This is a genomic window from Terasakiella sediminum, assembly GCF_033100395.1.
GTDB lineage: Bacteria > Pseudomonadota > Alphaproteobacteria > Rhodospirillales > Terasakiellaceae > Terasakiella.
Window position 1 is genome coordinate 123,431 of record NZ_JAWLVJ010000012.1, and the last position, 16,947, is coordinate 140,377.

General features: G+C 49.8%; 16 protein-coding genes. 14 read left to right on the forward strand and 2 right to left on the reverse strand.

What is annotated here, in order from left to right; genetic code table 11:
- Positions 1 to 25 precede the first annotated feature (25 nt).
- Positions 26 to 883 carry a TIGR02285 family protein gene (locus RYZ26_RS11385; protein ID WP_317683334.1) on the reverse strand — a complete coding sequence of 286 codons (858 nt, stop codon included), beginning with the start codon at positions 881 to 883 and terminating at the stop codon, positions 26 to 28.
- Positions 884 to 1,068: 185 nt separating this feature from the next.
- Here RYZ26_RS11385 and RYZ26_RS11390 point away from each other — a divergent pair, with 185 nt between their 5' ends.
- From RYZ26_RS11390 to cysQ, 7 genes are all read left to right on the forward strand, one after another.
- Entirely contained in the window at positions 1,069 to 2,196 is a 1,128-nt protein-coding gene (locus RYZ26_RS11390) for an ABC transporter substrate-binding protein (protein ID WP_317683335.1), read from the forward strand.
- A gap of 386 nt (positions 2,197 to 2,582) precedes the next feature.
- Positions 2,583 to 3,422: a formate/nitrite transporter family protein gene (locus RYZ26_RS11395; RefSeq protein WP_317683336.1), complete on the forward strand. Its 840-nt coding sequence runs from the start codon at positions 2,583 to 2,585 to the stop codon at positions 3,420 to 3,422.
- A 59-nt stretch (positions 3,423 to 3,481) separates the two neighbouring features.
- On the forward strand, positions 3,482 to 5,221 hold the full coding sequence (locus RYZ26_RS11400; RefSeq protein ID WP_317683337.1) for a bifunctional protein-serine/threonine kinase/phosphatase: 1,740 nt from the start codon (positions 3,482 to 3,484) through the stop codon (positions 5,219 to 5,221).
- Between the two features lie 24 nt (positions 5,222 to 5,245).
- Positions 5,246 to 5,689 carry a cyanase gene (cynS, locus tag RYZ26_RS11405; protein WP_317683338.1) on the forward strand — a complete coding sequence of 148 codons (444 nt, stop codon included), beginning with the start codon at positions 5,246 to 5,248 and terminating at the stop codon, positions 5,687 to 5,689.
- A 268-nt stretch (positions 5,690 to 5,957) separates the two neighbouring features.
- Positions 5,958 to 6,215, forward strand: a complete 258-nt coding sequence (locus RYZ26_RS11410; protein WP_317683339.1) for a YjhX family toxin — start codon at positions 5,958 to 5,960, stop codon at positions 6,213 to 6,215.
- Positions 6,216 to 6,302: 87 nt separating this feature from the next.
- Positions 6,303 to 7,760: an AmmeMemoRadiSam system protein B gene (gene amrB, locus RYZ26_RS11415; protein ID WP_317683340.1), complete on the forward strand. Its 1,458-nt coding sequence runs from the start codon at positions 6,303 to 6,305 to the stop codon at positions 7,758 to 7,760.
- 29 nt (positions 7,761 to 7,789) lie between these two features.
- A complete protein-coding gene (cysQ, locus tag RYZ26_RS11420; protein ID WP_317683341.1) occupies positions 7,790 to 8,563 on the forward strand; it encodes a 3'(2'),5'-bisphosphate nucleotidase CysQ in 774 nt (257 codons plus the stop codon).
- A 252-nt stretch (positions 8,564 to 8,815) separates the two neighbouring features.
- Here the strand turns inward: cysQ and RYZ26_RS11425 are convergent, their stop codons facing one another.
- The gene (locus tag RYZ26_RS11425; protein ID WP_317683342.1) at positions 8,816 to 9,241 is read right to left on the reverse strand and encodes a GNAT family N-acetyltransferase; all 426 of its coding nucleotides are present in this window, start codon (positions 9,239 to 9,241) and stop codon (positions 8,816 to 8,818) included.
- Between the two features lie 128 nt (positions 9,242 to 9,369).
- On the opposite strand from RYZ26_RS11425, the gene ubiT reads away from it, so the two are divergent.
- The 7 genes from ubiT (at position 9,370) to RYZ26_RS11460 (ending at position 16,366) form a co-directional block, all read left to right on the forward strand.
- Positions 9,370 to 10,050, forward strand: coding sequence for a ubiquinone anaerobic biosynthesis accessory factor UbiT (ubiT, locus tag RYZ26_RS11430; RefSeq protein WP_317683343.1), 681 nt, complete (start codon positions 9,370 to 9,372; stop codon positions 10,048 to 10,050).
- Positions 10,047 to 11,039 carry a ubiquinone anaerobic biosynthesis protein UbiU gene (gene ubiU / locus RYZ26_RS11435; RefSeq protein ID WP_317683344.1) on the forward strand — a complete coding sequence of 331 codons (993 nt, stop codon included), beginning with the start codon at positions 10,047 to 10,049 and terminating at the stop codon, positions 11,037 to 11,039. Before ubiT ends, ubiU begins: the two co-directional genes overlap by 4 nt.
- 2 nt (positions 11,040 to 11,041) lie before the next feature.
- Complete coding sequence (gene ubiV / locus RYZ26_RS11440; RefSeq protein WP_317683345.1) at positions 11,042 to 11,953, forward strand: ubiquinone anaerobic biosynthesis protein UbiV; 912 nt, start codon at positions 11,042 to 11,044, stop codon at positions 11,951 to 11,953.
- Between the two features lie 176 nt (positions 11,954 to 12,129).
- Positions 12,130 to 13,083, forward strand: a complete 954-nt coding sequence (locus RYZ26_RS11445) for an L-threonylcarbamoyladenylate synthase (RefSeq protein WP_317683346.1) — start codon at positions 12,130 to 12,132, stop codon at positions 13,081 to 13,083.
- Positions 13,084 to 13,103: 20 nt separating this feature from the next.
- Positions 13,104 to 14,669, forward strand: coding sequence for a gamma-glutamyltransferase (ggt, locus tag RYZ26_RS11450; protein ID WP_317683347.1), 1,566 nt, complete (start codon positions 13,104 to 13,106; stop codon positions 14,667 to 14,669).
- Positions 14,670 to 14,672: 3 nt separating this feature from the next.
- Positions 14,673 to 15,533, forward strand: coding sequence for a formyltetrahydrofolate deformylase (gene purU, locus RYZ26_RS11455; RefSeq protein ID WP_317683348.1), 861 nt, complete (start codon positions 14,673 to 14,675; stop codon positions 15,531 to 15,533).
- Positions 15,534 to 15,673: 140 nt separating this feature from the next.
- Positions 15,674 to 16,366 (forward strand): Crp/Fnr family transcriptional regulator, encoded by a 693-nt coding sequence (locus RYZ26_RS11460; protein WP_317683349.1) that lies wholly within the window; start codon positions 15,674 to 15,676, stop codon positions 16,364 to 16,366.
- Positions 16,367 to 16,947: the final 581 nt, after the last annotated feature.

Below are 16,947 nucleotides of genomic sequence, written 5' to 3' on the forward strand. Positions count from 1 at the left end.
TCAGCGTTGGGTTTATAAAATAAGATTAACCGTCGTGTTTTAGAATTGCACGATCAAAAAAGTTTCTAAAACGCTGTTTATTTTCATCCTTTAACCAGAACTCCAGAATGTCACGAAAATCCTCAGAAGCCTGACGTTCTTTCAAAAGCTCATTGATGCGTTTCAAAAGCTTTGGCGTTTCAGATGTCTGAGTACAGGCCACACTGCTGAACTGCTCAATCGTTTCTTCAAGAAATGGAATGATATAAATATCATCACTGGTTTCCTGCAGTTTCAGCAGATAACCAATTCCCGCTTCGGTTTCCAGGAAGTAATCAATATGTCCAGTTTCCAACAATTCAAGCGCTCGCTCTGAGGCAATGGTTTTTGCCTGATAGACGCCTTTATCAGCAAATTCATTCAGAATGGTATCCAGACGTTTGCCATAAGAACGCTTGTTCTCCACCACCAGGCGTCCATCCAGATTGGCAAGGAAATGACGCAAACTGATCCCGTCAACGGAACGGTTCATTTTCTTGCGGGTGACCAGGACATGGGTAAACAGCGGACTGACCGGATTGGAAAATGAAAAAACTTTTTCGCGCGCAGGCGTTTTCAATAAAAGCGCATTGCACATAAATGTTTTTTTGCGAATTTCATCATCCTGGCGGGCAAAGGACATCAGCTGTCGCTTATGATTATATTCAGGCAAGTACTTTTCATAAAAATCAATCAGGCGATCCCCAATCCCCTGATCTTTATAGGGACCGTCGACGATATAGAAAGGGATATACGCAAACCTCGCCCATGTAATGGTTTCTTTTTCCTGTGCACTCGCAGGAAAAACACCCAGAACAAGACCACCCAAAACCAGTCGAAAACATAATGTTCGTATAGAAAACATATGCATCTCCAAGCAACCCACCATTGAGATAGAATAGCGAATTTAATCTAAAACTGCTACTTTGACGTCTTATTTTAATTTCATTTTAATATTGAGAATACTTCGTTAAAAACACCTTTCCTGCATCATAAGTTGAGTTATAATCATTTGAAGATAGTTGCCATGGGATTGCGGTGGAAAAATTTATGAAGTTATTCAAACATATCTTCGTATCAGGCCTGTTTACGCTATGTACAGCAATCCTTTGTCTCGCCTTACCCGCGCAGGCAACAGCCCCCCCCTTAAAAATTGCATTTAACAACCCGGGCTTTCAAGACAAAGGCTTCTGGAAAAATGTCAGCGATGCCATGAAGGCTGCGGCTAAAAAATTCAATATCGAACTTCATATCTGGTACGGGGATCGCGACCCACAAAAAATGCGGGAAAACGCCCATCAAATTTATCAGTCTGATATCGAGTTTGATTATCTCATTCTTGTGAATGAACATCAGCAAGCCACAGGGTTCCTTAGAAATTCGGAACGTAAAAAACTAAAGACCTTTTATTTGCTCAACACCATCCGCACTGAACAAAGCCAAAAAATAGGGCACCCCGGTCAGGTGTATAAATACTGGATTGGCAGCCTGACCCCGGACAATGAAAAGGCTGGTGCAGAAATGGCGCAATCGTTGCTGGATTTTGCACAAACAAAAAACTGGGACAATCCTTATCGCCTGCTAAGCATCAGTGGCGATAATAAAACGCCCGCCTCCCTATATCGCAATCGCGGACTGGACAATGTGATGGTCAAATCTGGTATGTTTAACGAGCAACGCCGAGCCCACGCGCTTTGGTCCGAGGACAATGCCAAAAAGATCACCCAACAATATCTCAAAGATTTCCCTGCTCCCCCCCAACTGGTCTGGGCAGCAAATGATAATATCGCACGCGGTGCGATCGAAGCTCTTGAGGCAGGCGATCAGATTGCAGGTCAGAATTTTGCAGTGGCCGGGCTCAATTGGTCCAACTGGGGTCTAAAGGCTGTTCGGGATGGCAAAATGACCATGACCCATGGTGGACATTTCCTGGGCGGCGCCTGGACAATGGTCATTCTTTACGACCATTCCCAAGGACATACGATCAAGGCACCAAACGCCCACATCCGCTTTCCCATGAGCGCGATTACCAAAAGCAACGTGGATGCTTACCTGCAACATTTCGAAAACCAGAACTGGAGCGAAATTGATTTCAAACGTTTCAGTAAAAGCTTTAATCCACAGATCAAAGCCTATGATTTTTCACTGCCCCGATTGTTTGAGGCCCATCAGAAATAATCATATGTGCACCGCACAAAAACGTGCCTTCTTTTTGAGCAAATACATAAATCACTGACCTGATTTTGTGCATTGCACACAAATTACCTTTTTTGCATATTTACAAAAACCGCAGTTTAGCAATGGTTTTATAAAACTGGCACGCTATTTGTTTATAGTTAGGTGATTTTTGGCAACGACGCCAAAAAAACAATTCAATCAAGACAGCAACGTCGCTGACAACGTGCATTTTCCGCGCGTTCGTTTGCGACGTTTTTTATTGGCTTTGTTTTTTCTGACGCCTTCGCCCTTTTTCCTGAATTAGAAGCGCAAAACGATAAGAACTCCCCCCAAAAATGCTGTCAGCTAATAATTTTTTGACACTCTAAGACAAAGGAAGTCAGCACATGTCATATATCGCACCCGCTGAATTCGCGACCAAGATGGTCGACGCCGGCGAATCAAAGATCTTTATGTCCACGAAGGATACACTCATCCGTGCTTACATGGCCGGAGCCATTCTCGCACTGGCTGCGGCTTTTGCCGTTACTATCGCTGTAAACACGGGCAACTTCCTGATCGGTGCCCTGCTCTTCCCCGTTGGTTTCTGTACACTTTATCTTTTAGGCTTCGACCTTCTGACAGGTGTTTTCACACTCTGCCCGCTTGCCCTTCTGGACAAACGCCCTGGCGTCACGATTGGCGGTCTGCTTCGTAACTGGGGCCTGGTTTTCATCGGTAACTTCGGTGGTGCTTTCACCGTTGCGATCTTCATGGCAATCATCTTCACAACAGGTTTCAGTCACGAACCAAACGCGGTCGGCCAGAAAATCGGGCTTATCGGGGAAGCCCGGACCGTGGGGTATGCCGAAGCCGGATGGTCTGGCATGCTAACACTCTTTGTGCGTGCGGTTATGTGTAACTGGATGGTATCTACAGGTGTTGTTGCAGCAATGATGTCCACATCTGTATCCGGTAAAGTGATGGCCATGTGGATGCCAATCCTGATCTTCTTCTACCTGGGTTTCGAACACTCTATCGTAAACATGTTCCTGTTCCCATCTGGCCTGCTGCTGGGCGGTCACTTCACAGTCTATGACTATCTGTTCTGGAACGAAATTCCAACCGTTGTTGGTAATCTTGTCGGGGGCCTGACCTTCGTTGGCGGGATGATATATGCGACCCACTATAAAACGTCGCCAAAACGCAACGCCCCTGTGGCGGCTGCAAAATCCCCAGCTGAATAAGACTTAAAAAGTGTCGGGAGCCTGATTTAAGCATCAGGCTCCCCCTTTTGGAGACAAACATGCCCAAGGAAACCACCCAGACAAAACGCCTGTCAGTCAGTGTCGGCCAGTATTCAACCGCTGGCAACAAACCGACCAATCAGGATTTTCACGGTGCCCTCATTCCGCAAGGTCATGTTTGTGCCCTAAAGGGGATTACCCTTGCACTTGCAGACGGGATCAGTTCCAGCCCGGTGAGTCACGAAGCATCTGAAACCATCGTCAAAGCCTTGATGTCAGACTATTACTGCACATCAGATGCCTGGAGCGTGAAAACCGCAGCCTCACGCGTGATCTCTGCCACCAATTCCTGGCTTTATGCCCAAAACAGACGCGCCCGCGTGGGGGATATGAACCGGGGCATGGTCTGCACTTTGTCATCTGTCATTTTCAAAGGTACCCATGCCCATCTGTTCCATGTGGGCGACAGTCGCATCTGGCGCATCAGTGGCGATAGGCTGGAACCATTGACCGAAGATCACCGTATTATCTTGTCCGAAGATGAAAGCTATCTCGGCAGGTCCATCGGATCTGGACCAGAAGTAGAAATTGATTACACCCAGCATGCCATTTCAGAAGGCGACATCTATCTTTTGACCACAGACGGGGTGCATGAATTCTGGGACAGCAATCATGTGGTGGACAGTATCCGCAATTGCCAAACGCTGGATGACGCCGCAAAACTGATCGTTGCCGACGCGTTAGGAAAGGGCAGTGACGATAACCTCACCCTGCAGATTGCACGCGTGGATCAAATCCCGGCGAGTAATGATAATGCCGAGCTGTTGGATGACACCCTGAACCTGCCGCTTGGAAATCTTCCCAACGTCGGTGATGTCATCGATAATTTCCGCATCCTGCGCCCCATCGTCAATTCCGCACGCAGTCATATTTATCTGGCGCAAACACCGGATAACCAACAAGTCGTGCTGAAATTCCCATCCGTGGATATGAGCGAAAGTGTCGATTACCTGCGTCGCTTTGTCATGGAAGAATGGATTTCTAGGCGGATCAAAAGCCCCTACGTCCTTGGCCCTGCCCCGACACCTGAAAAACGAACGTGTCTATACACAGTCACCGAATTTGTAGAAGGCCAGACCCTGCGCCAATGGATGATTGATAATCCAAACCCAAAACTGGAAGAAGTGCGCAACATCATTGAACAAGTCGCCCAAGGCCTTCGCGCTTTCCACCGCAAAGAAATGCTGCATCAGGATTTGCGCCCGGAAAACATTATGATTGATGAGGGTGGCACCGTCAAAATCATCGATTTCGGTTCCACATCTGTTGCGGGCGTGCAGGAAGTTTCCCCCGTCTATGTGGACAGCGATATTTTAGGCACCGTGCAATATACCGCCCCAGAATATTTCCTAGGCTATGCTGGCACCTCGGCCTCAGACCTCTTTTCGCTTGGGGTCATTGCCTATGAAATGCTGACCGGGAAGCTGCCTTATGGGACCAAGGTCAATCACGTGCGCACGCAAAAAGACCTGCGCAAACTGACCTTTAAATCCACGCTTGCCTCCAAAGAACCACTGCCGGACTGGATTGAATATGCGCTGCAAAAGGCGGTGCATCTCAATACCGCCAAACGTTACCTGACCTTTTCTGAATTTCTCAAGGATCTCAGAAAACCCGCGCCTGATTTCAAAAGCAAAAACGCCCTGCCCTTGATGGAACGCAATCCCGTTCTCTTCTGGCAGGGCCTCAGTTTGTTTTTTGCCGCCACTACCCTCATCAGCCTGATTTCCAGGTTTTAACCCACCGATAAAGGAGCCTTCTTTATGACACGTGCACTCGTAACTGAAAAAATCGTCGCTGCCAAACTCGCCAAAGACCTGACATGGGCCGTTGTTGCCGAAGAAATCGGACAAGCCAAGGAATGGACCACTTGTGCCCTTCTCGGCCAAATGGCGATGAATGAAAAAGAAGCTGCCATCGCTGCGCGCATCTTTGATCTGACAGACGAAGAAGCCAAATGGCTGACCGTCCCGCCATTTCGTGGTGCGCTTGATCAACCAGTTCCAACCGACCCGCTGCTTTATCGTTTCTACGAATTGATCCAGGTTTATGGCCCGTCCATCAAAGCCCTGATCGAAGAAGATTTTGGCGACGGCATCATGTCAGCCATTGATTACACCATGGATATCTCCAAAGAAGAAAACCCGGCAGGTGATCGTGTTGTCGTCACCATGAACGGCAAGTTCCTGCCTTACAAACGCTACTAAGTTCACTCTTAAGCAAAAAGTCCGTAGCCAGACCATCGGCTGCGGGCTTTTTTCTTGAACATTCAGATCAAAGAATATAAACATCACGCATGATGCGATGGTTCAGGGGAACCATCCTTAAACATAGGTTTTTATGTTAGAGAATGTGCTGAAACGCTAATGGCTTCTAGAGACTGAAGCCCCAAGACGCATTTGGATTTCATCTGCGCGCCTTTCGTTGCGCCTAATCCAATGCCATATTGATTTCAGACATTGGTCCCTTAAACCCATGAATATTTCAAAGCCTGAGCAACGTGTGCTGCACGTTCTCGCACAAGGCGGTGTGATCGACTTTGATCGCGCCACCAACGGGCATGTCACAAACGTTATTTGTTACACCCGTGAAGGATATGTCCTGAGCGATCTGAATCTGGCCGTTTTCAAAAAACTGAAAAAACGCCGATTGATCATTTCAAGCAAGGGCAAACCCTATCAAATTTCCAGAAAAGGCCGCATCAGCGTGCGCGCCCAACTGGATAACCGCTAACCCATGAAAAGGGGCTTTTACCAAGAGCCTCTTTTCTTTATCTCACGCCTGTTTTAAACTTAAGAAAAACAACGGGAGTGTGATCTCATGGCGAAAATTCGGGCCGCAGCGGTGGCAGGCAGTTTTTATTCAGATAACCCTGAAATTCTGTCACGCGATATCGATGGTTTCTTGAAAGAGGCAGAAAGCAAGCACGCCCCGAAAGACGGCGATACCGCCCCCAAAGCCCTGATCGCGCCCCATGCCGGATATATCTATTCCGGTCCCGTTGCCGCCAGTGCCTATATCAAGCTTCTGCCGCTCAAAGACACCATCAAACGGGTTGTGTTGCTGGGGCCATGTCACCGTGTTCCGGTTGGCGGCCTTGCCCTTTCAACAGCAGATTATTACGAAACCCCGCTTGGGCGTGTACCATTGGATAAAGAACTGACACAAAAGCTTTTAAAAAAGCCGCAAGTCTTCAGCTTTGATGACACCCACACAGAAGAACACAGCCTGGAAGTCCATGTCCCGTTTTTACAGAAAATCTTGAGCGATTTCACCCTGCTGCCCATCGTGGTCGGACAAGCCAGCCCTGAAGAAGTCGCCGATGCGCTTGAAGCCGTCTGGGGTGGGGAAGAAACATTAATCATTATCAGCACAGACCTTTCGCATTTTCTTGAATATGATGCCTGTAACAAGCTGGACAGCAAAACCGTAGATGCCATCCAGAATTTCAACCCCGCCCAAATCGGAAATTCCCAAGCCTGCGGGCGTATTCCGGTCAAAGGCATGCTGGAAAGTGCACGCGCACGCGGCATGGAAATCACGACACTGGACGTACGAAATTCCGGTGATACAGCAGGCAACAAAGACCGTGTGGTGGGCTATGGGTCCTGGATGCTAACAGGCGGACGACAACCCAGCGCACACGAAGCTTTTTCATTTAAAACACAAGCTTTATTGGAACGCTACGGCCTGACCCTGTTGCAAATCGCCGCAGCCTCCATCAAGCGCGGCACCACGAATAATGAACCGATTAAAATCGATCTGGACAGCTTCCCGCAAAGCCTGCGTCAATATGGTGCCTGCTTTGTCACCATTGAAAAAGACGGTGGCAATTTGCGCGGCTGTATTGGATCGCTTGCCCCGCAAACATCCCTTGCGATTGATGTGGCTGAAAATGCCTATAAAGCCGGGTTCAGAGACCCGCGTTTCCCGCCGATTTCTCAGGCAGAATTGAAAGACCTGTCCCTTCATATCTCCATCCTGTCCCCCTCCTTCGCGCTGAAATTCACCAGCGAGAAAGACCTGCTCAATCAATTGCGCATGAATGTGGATGGGCTGATCATTCAGGATCAAGGACGCCGTGCGTTGTTCCTTCCCTCTGTCTGGGAAAAAATCCCGGATAAAAAGAAATTCCTGACCCATCTGAAATTGAAAGCTGGATTAAAAGCGGATCATTGGTCCAATGATTTTCAGGCTTGGCGCTTTGTCACCGAAGGTATCCATTCAGATCATCTGGACGCCGCGCACAATCTGTGGCAAGACAGCGCAACCAAATAAACTCATCCTTCTTACATACGGAGCTTTTCGTGACTTTTAATCTGGATCAGGCGGCCATCGACCGTCTTTTGGACATCGCCCGCATTGCCGGTGACGCCACCATGGAAATCTACAATACGGATTTCGAGATTTATTCCAAAAAGGATGAATCCCCTGTCACAGAAGCTGACCGTAAAGCCGAAGAAATCATCACACCCGTGTTGAAAGAACTGGCCCCGGATATCCCGGTTGTCGCTGAAGAAGCCTTTAGCGCTGGTGAAATCCCAGATGTAACGGGCACGGCCTTTTGGCTGGTTGACCCCGTAGATGGCACAAAGCAGTTCATCAAAAAACAGGATGAATTCACCGTCAATATCGCCCTGATCGATGAAAACCGCACCCCCATCTTTGGCGTCGTCCACGCCCCTGCCCTTGATCGCATGTTCTGGGGATCAACAGAATATGGTGCCTTTGTGCGCGAGGCTGACGGCGAAGTGAAAAAAATCTCAGTGCGTTCAGAACCTGAAGAAGGCATCACAGCCGTTGTCAGCCGTTCCCACAAAACGCCCGAGGTTGATGACTATCTCAAAGACTTTAAAGTCGCCCATGAAGTTTCCTCCGGTTCCAGCATCAAATTCTGCCAGGTAGCCGAAGGGATCGCGGATGTCTACCCCCGTTTCGGCCCAACCATGGAATGGGACACAGGGGCCGGACACGCGGTTGTTCTGGGTGCTGGCGGGACCGTAAAAACACCGGAAGGCGACGATTTCAAATATGCCAAAGACGGTTTTAAAAACGGGTTCTTCATCGCCAAAGGAAAGTAAGACATACACCTATAGGTATGATTTTCTCAAGTTCAAGTCTTGTTTAAACATCATTTTCTTGTATTATTATTTTCGTTACAGAGAGAGCATCTTTGTAGTGATCCCGCCAAGTATAGGGACCATGATATAGCCGCCGTAATTCCTGTACGGTGACTGCCGCGGAGATCGTAAAGCGCGCACGGTGATTCCGCAAACCGGCAGATAAGAGAAAGCAAGGGCTGGATTTTTTCCAGCCCTTCTTCGTTTGATCTTTTAAGAAACTTTTCTAAGCGCCGTCCAGGTACAGGCGACCAGTCGGTCGCGAGGTTTAATGCCGTTCTTTTCAAAGAAACCCTGCTGCCCCAAAAGCGCATCCAGATGGATTGAGGTATATTTAAAACGTTCCTTCAATGCCTTGACCAGACTGGTCCCCACGCCCAAGTCCTGCCAGTCGGGATGAACTATCAGTTCTGCCACCCATGTGGACACCAGATCATCACTCATGACACGAGCGCATCCAATCACCCGGCCTTGTTCAAACACAAAAAAGCCGTAACAGCCCGCGCCGAACAGACTGTCCATATAAGCATTTTTATCTTCAACACAATCAGGCACCCCACAGCCGACCTTATGATAAAGATCAACCAAATCTCCCTTATTCACAGCACCCTTGTCAGTTGTAACTAACCAACTTTTCATTCCCCACCAAATCTATTTTCTATTTTTGATTGAAATTAATATATCGCCCCACTTGCCTCAGGTCAATTTATTCTCTGTTCAAATGCGATAAAGAGCTAAAGAGTAACGAATATGCTGAGGAACACCCTATGTCCGCTTCCCCCAAAGGCCCGGTGGCGCCCCTTTCACCTGTATTGCTGGCAGGTCTTGCGATGCGCCCATTGCCTTATGGTCTGATCCAACCTGCCTTTAACAAAGCCATCCGACAAATGCATGAAAATCACCCGGATGTATTTGACCGCCTCGTCCCACTGGGTTCACCCCGCTTTCTGATTGACCCGATTGATCTGCCGTTCAGTTTTATTATGGATACATCACCTGTGTCCCCCGCCCTTGATATGATCGATGCTGATCAGGAACAGAATTTTCTAGATATCAAAGCCAGCGTCCGTGGACCATTGCTGCAACTGATCGAACTGCTGGAAGGCCGCATTGATGGCGATGCTTTGTTCTTTTCGCGTGACCTGATCATCGAAGGCGATACCGAGGCTGTTCTGGGCCTGCGCAACGCCGTTGATGGGGCGGACATCAATGTCCATGAAGATCTGTTGCAAATCTTTGGCCCGCTATCCCGACCAATTGATGGGGCCGCCCAGATCGCGGGTAAAATCTTTAATCGCTTCAGCAAGGATTTAAACACCTTAAGTCAGGCACCCCTCGCCCCGTTACAAAAAAAATGTGACGCCCAGGCCGCCAGCATTCAGGACCTTGAAGAAACGGTTGCCACGCTTAAAAAACAACTCCGCCGTCGAAATGGAAAAACAGCATGAAGACTGAAAAACTAGAACTCGTCTGCCCCGCCGGAACCCCCGCTGCCTTGCGCGCAGCTGTCGATGCTGGGGCCGATACGGTCTATTGCGGCTTTCGCGATGCGACCAACGCCCGCAACTTCCCCGGCCTTAACTTTTCACGCGATGAATTGGGCGAAGGCATCGAATATGCCAAATCACACGGATCAAAAGTCCTTGTTGCGCTTAACACCTACCCGGAAGCCGGAAATCCCGGTCCCTGGCATCAAGCAGTCTGTGATGCCGCTGATTTGGGTGCACATGCCCTGATCATGGCCGATGTGGGATTGCTGGCTTATGCCGCTGAAAAACGTCCGGACACACGCCGTCATCTTTCGGTTCAGGCTTCTGCTTCCAACCCGGATGCCATCAACTATTATCAACAAGCCTTTGATGTAAAACGTGTCGTGCTACCACGCGTCCTCACCGTACCGGAAATAGCCAAGCTGAATGCAGAAATTGATGTAGAAACCGAAGTCTTCGTCTTTGGCGGATTGTGTGTGATGGCCGAAGGTCGTTGTTCGCTTTCTTCTTATGCCACCGGACAATCGCCCAACATGAACGGTGTCTGTTCCCCTGCCAGCCACGTGCGTTATGAAGATAAAGGCAGCAAACTGGTCTCCAAGCTCGGTGATTTCACCATCAACAGCTTTTCCCAAAGTGAAGCCGCGGGCTATCCAACGCTCTGTAAAGGACGTTTTGTCACACAAGACAAAGCCTCTTACCTGTTTGAAGACCCGACCAGTCTAAACGCAGCTGAATTCCTGCCTGAACTGATGGAAGCGGGCGTTACAGCCCTTAAAATCGAGGGTCGCCAGCGCGGCAAAGCCTATATCGCCCAGGTGGTCGCTGCGTTCAGAAAAGCCGCTGATGCTGCTGCACGCGGCGAGGTCGTCCCGCCTCTGGGACTTGAAACCATTACCGAAGGCCAGCGCGAAACAACAGGCGCCTATAACAAGAGATGGCAATAACCATGAATACACATATCAATATGGGCCCGGTCCTGTTTAACTGGGCCCCGGAAAAACTACGTGATTTCTATTTCCGCATCGCCGATGAAGCCCCGGTCCATAGCGTCTTTTTGGGTGAAGTCGTCTGTTCCAAACGCCAACCTTTTTTCGCGCCTTACATCCCCGAAGTTGCCGAACGTTTAACAGCAGCTGGCAAACGCGTGATCTTTTCCAGCCTTGCCCTTGTACTCTCCAAGCGTGAAAGCGAACTGGTGCGCGAACTTTGCACCATGGATGATGTGTTGATTGAGGCAAATGATCTATCCGCAGCTTCCCAGCTGATCGGCAAAAAACACGCCATTGGCCCGTTTGTGAATATCTATAACGAAGGCACACTCAAGGTCTTTGAAGATCAGGGCGCAAGCCATATTTCGCTGGCGGGTGAACTGTCACGCAAATCTATCGCTGCCCTTGCCAAAGTCGCACGCGCGGATCTGGAAGTGCAAATCTTCGGCCGTCAGCCGCTGGCGATTTCTGCACGCTGCTATCATGCGCGCTCTCATGGTCTGGCGAAAGACAGTTGCCAGTATGTTTGCGATAAAGATACTGACGGGATGGATCTGGATACGATGGATGGCGATCCGTTTCTGGCGGTCAACGGTCTTCAGACCCTGTCTTATACCTGCGCCAATCTGATCGGTGAACTGGAAGATCTGCAAAACCTCGGCGTGCGCCATTTCCGCCTGTCCCCACAAGACACCGACATGGTCGAAGTCGCGACACTCTATCGCTCTGTTCTGGATGGATTGTCAGAACCGGGCAGCACGATTGAAAAACTGGATGACCTCATGGATGGTCTGCCGTTCTCCAACGGTTTCTATTATGCGACTGAAGGTGTCAAGGCGGAAAGAGGACTAGAGGATTTCGGAGTTTAATCGTTCCCTCCCCCTCGACATCCAAAACAACCGTCATGGCGCACCCCGTTGCGCCATAATGGGTTAATGCAAGTACGCGCCCCAACCCTGATCGCGCAACACGTGCGCGATGACGAATGATTGTTGTGCAGCTTTTACTTCACTTTCCGTCAACTTCCCTGTATTCAAGCTCTGTTATGAGCAAGAAAGACACATCCATATACCCGAACACCGCAGAAAACATTGCCCGTGCAGGCGATGTGATCGCGCGTGGCGGGCTTGTGGCTTTTCCCACGGAAACGGTCTATGGGCTGGGCGCGGATGCGACATCGGAAGAAGCCGTCGCTTCAATCTTTGCCGCCAAGGAACGTCCATCTTTTAACCCGCTGATCGTGCATGTACCAGATATGGAGGCAGCAAAGGAACTGGTAGAATTTACCCCTGCTGCCGAAAAACTGGCCGCTGCCTTTTGGCCCGGCGCGCTGACCCTTGTCCTGCCACGCAAAAAAACGGCCAAGCTCTCCTTATTGGTCAGTGCTGGTCTGGATACAGTTGCGGTACGTATGCCGAACCATGAAATGGCAACTCGACTTTTACGTGCAGCGGGCAAACCGATTGCAGCCCCCAGCGCCAATAAATCCGGGCAGATTTCGCCTACACTTGCAAAACACGTGGAACAATCTCTTCCCGGCAAAATCGATATGATTTTGGACGGTGGGGCTTGTGAAGTCGGCCTTGAATCCACCGTTGTGGATGCCTGTGGGGAACGGGTTGGGTTCTTGCGTCCCGGCGGCATTTCCATTGAACAGCTGGAAGAAATCGTTGGGCCACTGATTTTCCCGGATGACGCACCGGACGCGCCAAGATCACCGGGTATGCTGACCAGCCACTACGCCCCCGACCTGCCCATGCGCCTGAATGCGAATGAGATTAAAGAAGGTGAAATCCTTTTAGGCTTTGGCGATGTTGAAGGCGCAAGCCTGAATTTAAGCCCATCCGGCAATCTGGAAGAAGCCGCTGCCAACCTGTTTGCCATGATGCGAGAGCTGGACCAAGATGGTTATAAAACCATGGCAGTTTCGCCAATTCCAAAAGAAGGCCTTGGTCTTGCCATAAATGATCGGTTAAAAAGAGCAGCAGCACCAAGATAACAAACCAAACGTTGGGGAACATGGGGAAAACGACAGGAGCAATTGCCGCAGGGCATCATGAGACCGCACAAGCGGGCGCACGCATGTTTGAAGAGGGCGGAAACGCCTTTGATGCCATTCTCGCCGCTGTCTGTGCCTCCTGCGTCTGTGAGCCGGTTCTATCCTCGTTAGGTGGTGGCGGTTTTTTGCTGACCCACGCCCATGACAGCGATCCGGTGCTTTATGATTTCTTCACCCAGACACCGAAGGAACGCCGCGCGGACAGCCAGTTCTATCCCATCATTGCCGATTTCGGCACGGTCACGCAGGAATTCCATATCGGGCGCGGGTCCATCGCCACACCAGGTATGGTCAAAGGCTTGTTTGATGCCCATAAAGATCTTGCGACCCTGCCCATGGATGTCATTGTGGCCCCGGCCATTGAGCTTGCGAAAAAGGGCCTCACCGTCAATAAAATGCAGGCCATGCTGTTTGATATCGTCGAAGCCATCTATGAGGCCTCACCCGACAGTAAAGCCCTTTATGGCAGTCACGTAAATGACGGTAAATTGCTGGGTGAAGGCGAAGTACTGAAAAACCCGGATATGGGCGATGTGTTTGAGGCCTTGGCCCGCGAAGGCAGTGAGCTTTTTTACGAAGGCGAGATCGCCAAGCAGATTGAAGCTGACAGCTGGGATCATGGCGGTCATCTGAGTCTGGCGGATTTGAAAGAATATCACGTTGAAAAACGTAAACCCCTTCGCGTTGATTACGGACGTTCACACTTCTATACGAACCCCGCACCTTCCACAGGCGGATTGCTGATCGCCTTTGCTTTGGAACTGGTCAAGCGGGCGGGTTTCCGTGACATTGCTTTCGGGTCCAAAGATCATGTCGAACGACTGAGCCAGATCATGGCCCTGACCAACAAGGCGCGTATTGATACCGCGCTCATCGATGGCGCAGAACAAGCTCAGCTTAAAATGCTGGATCAGGACTATCTGCAGACCTATCGCGCGCAAGTCTTTGGCCAGCCCAATGCCCTTCGCGGCACCACGCATTTAAGCGCCATTGACGCCGATGGCAATGCGGCCAGCATGACGGTTTCCAATGGCGAAGGCTGTGGCTATATCCTGCCCAATACCGGGATTATGCTGAATAATATGCTGGGCGAAGAAGATATCAATCCCCATGGGTTCAACCAATGGCCCGTTGATACCCGCATGTGTTCCATGATGTCGCCAACCCTGTTGTTGCGTGATGACGGGATCAATGTGGCGCTTGGTTCTGGTGGGTCCAACCGCATCCGCACGGCTGTGTTGCAGGTGCTGATCAACCTGCTGGAATTCGACATGAACCTGGAACAAGCCGTCGCAGCCCCGCGCATGCATTTTGAACGTGGGCTTTTGAACCTGGAACCGGGCTTTGCGACGGATGCCACACAAACATTAAAAGACCATGTGCCGGATTATAAAATCTGGGACGCCCAGAACCTCTTTTTCGGGGGCGTACACAGCGTGCGTTCCAACTTCGAGACAGGCCGCTTTGATGGTGTGGGCGATGCCCGACGCGGCGGTGCTGCGATAATTGTAGATGAAAGCTTATAAGCCATGACAACCGATAAAAAATATATTCTGACCATCTCTTGCCCCGACCATACCGGGATTGTGGCCCAGGTCTCCGGCTTTCTGGCCGATCAGGACGCTTTTATTAACGAGTCTGCCCATTTTGGCGATTCCGTATCCGATCGCTTTTTCATGCGCACCGTCTTTACCCCCGGCCCCTATACGCCCGATGCGTTTGAACTCGCGAAAAAATTCTCCCGGGTTGCAGAACGTTTTCAGATGGTCTGGGGCATTCATGATGCGACACGCAAACAGCGCCTGCTGATCATGGTGTCCAAGTTTGATCACTGTCTCAACGATTTGCTTTATCGCTACCGCACAGGCGAGCTTAACGCCGATATCCCGGCGATTGTTTCCAACCACCCGGACCTGGAACAGCTAGCACAGTGGCATGATATCCCGTTCTACCATATGCCTGTCACCAAAGACACGAAGGAAGAACAGGAAGCCGCTGTCTGGGATTTGATCGAAAATCTGGAAATCGACCTGGTGGTACTGGCGCGCTACATGCAAATTCTCAGCCCCCGTATGTGTAAAAAACTGCGCGGGCGCTGCATCAATATTCACCATTCCTTCCTGCCAAGTTTCAAAGGGGCAAATCCTTATCGTCAGGCCCATGAACGCGGCGTAAAACTGATCGGGGCGACTGCGCACTATGTCACGGGCGACCTTGATGAAGGGCCGATCATTGAACAGGCCGTTGAACGGGTGGACCATACCTACACGCCAGAAAAACTGAAAGCGGTGGGCCGTGATATTGAAAATGGTGTGCTGTCGCGTGCCGTTCGTGCCCATGTAGATCACAGAGTCCTCATGAACGGCATTAAAACTGTCGTCTTTAAATAAGTAAAACTTATGCACCTGCATTTGTAGTTTTTTGAATCGCATTCGAATCAAATTTGAATCGAATACGATTCAATCCTCTATTGCGCTTGTTGGTAAATCCTTGCACAATAAGGACCAACTTAACCAATAGGCGGCATATCGTGAGCACACAAAACACTCTTTCCAATATCAATCTGCTTGATGGACTCCCAGAAGAAGTGATTGAAGAACTGAATAAACAGTGCCGCTGGAAATGGTATGACGCCAATGAACAGATCATCGATCGCCAGGCAGAAAGCACCGATGTGTTCTTCATCGTTGATGGACGTGTACGGATCGTCATCTACACCGTTGGCGGGAAAGAGATCACACTGGATGACTTCACCGAAGGCAAACAGTTTGGGGAAATGGCGGCCATTGACGGCCTGCCGCGTTCTGCCAGTGTGATGGCGGTGCAGAAATCTTTGCTCGCCGCCATGCCGCAAACCCGCTTTATGGCACTTCTGACCGGCCATTCGATTGTTGCCGAACGTGTGCTGAAAAACATGGCCCATATCATCCGGATTTCGAACGAGCGGATCATGGATCTGTCCACCCTTGGGGCGGCCAACCGGGTTCATGCGGAAATTTTGCGACAAGCGCGCGACAATATGACCGATGAGGATGAGGCCTTTATCTCCCCCATTCCCATTCACTCAGAAATTGGCTCGCGCATCAGCTCCACGCGTGAAACCGTCGCCCGGGTCATGAACGATCTGGCCCGCAAAGGCTTTGTGGAACGCAAGAAGAACGGACTGGTGGTGAAAAATATCGACGAGCTTTCCCAGATGGTGGAAGAAGTCCGCGGGGATTAAAGACCCGTACAGCAATTGGCTCACATGCGATTTGCAGCCTTTTTAACACAGGCTTTTCAAAAAATTTTAAAGGTGTGATTGAGATCACAGACCTTTAAGTTTCGTTAAGGCATCCTATCTTTATTGAAGAGACATTGAATTCACGTCCGCCACCCAACGGACATTTGATTGAGAGTAGTGAGTGCAGCGTTTCTCAAGAAACTTTTTCATTCCCGAGACTTCCCAAAAGCCACGCCCCCTAACGTGGCTTCTTTTTTTGCCCGAATTTCACTTTTTTCAAAAAAATTCCCGACCTGTGACAACCATCACATCCGGGCAAGCCTGAGATGAGGCATATTACATTCATAGCCGGGACTGGTGCATCGGTTTTCGATGTTAACGCGGCTATTATTTCTCACCAGTCCATTCGTTATCCCTCAAGAGTAAACTATTTCCCCGTAAGCGTTTGTCTTACGGGGCTTTTTTTGTTTAAAATCCAATTGACTAGTTTAACTAGGTCCTGTTGACAAAGTGGATTTACAAATTGCGTAGAATGTGATTCAAGACTTCTTTTTATGAGGAGAAGTCTATGCGTAATTTGA

Coding starts and splice junctions, on each gene's coding strand:
- RYZ26_RS11385 (WP_317683334.1), bottom strand. CDS start 883: ATGTTTTCTATACGAACATTATGTTTTCGACTGGTTTTGGGTGGTCTT.
- RYZ26_RS11390 (WP_317683335.1), top strand. CDS start 1,069: ATGAAGTTATTCAAACATATCTTCGTATCAGGCCTGTTTACGCTATGT.
- RYZ26_RS11395 (WP_317683336.1), top strand. CDS start 2,583: ATGTCATATATCGCACCCGCTGAATTCGCGACCAAGATGGTCGACGCC.
- RYZ26_RS11400 (WP_317683337.1), top strand. CDS start 3,482: ATGCCCAAGGAAACCACCCAGACAAAACGCCTGTCAGTCAGTGTCGGC.
- cynS (WP_317683338.1), top strand. CDS start 5,246: ATGACACGTGCACTCGTAACTGAAAAAATCGTCGCTGCCAAACTCGCC.
- RYZ26_RS11410 (WP_317683339.1), top strand. CDS start 5,958: ATGAATATTTCAAAGCCTGAGCAACGTGTGCTGCACGTTCTCGCACAA.
- amrB (WP_317683340.1), top strand. CDS start 6,303: ATGGCGAAAATTCGGGCCGCAGCGGTGGCAGGCAGTTTTTATTCAGAT.
- RYZ26_RS11425 (WP_317683342.1), bottom strand. CDS start 9,241: ATGAAAAGTTGGTTAGTTACAACTGACAAGGGTGCTGTGAATAAGGGA.
- ubiT (WP_317683343.1), top strand. CDS start 9,370: ATGTCCGCTTCCCCCAAAGGCCCGGTGGCGCCCCTTTCACCTGTATTG.
- ubiU (WP_317683344.1), top strand. CDS start 10,047: ATGAAGACTGAAAAACTAGAACTCGTCTGCCCCGCCGGAACCCCCGCT.
- ubiV (WP_317683345.1), top strand. CDS start 11,042: ATGAATACACATATCAATATGGGCCCGGTCCTGTTTAACTGGGCCCCG.
- RYZ26_RS11445 (WP_317683346.1), top strand. CDS start 12,130: ATGAGCAAGAAAGACACATCCATATACCCGAACACCGCAGAAAACATT.
- ggt (WP_317683347.1), top strand. CDS start 13,104: ATGGGGAAAACGACAGGAGCAATTGCCGCAGGGCATCATGAGACCGCA.
- purU (WP_317683348.1), top strand. CDS start 14,673: ATGACAACCGATAAAAAATATATTCTGACCATCTCTTGCCCCGACCAT.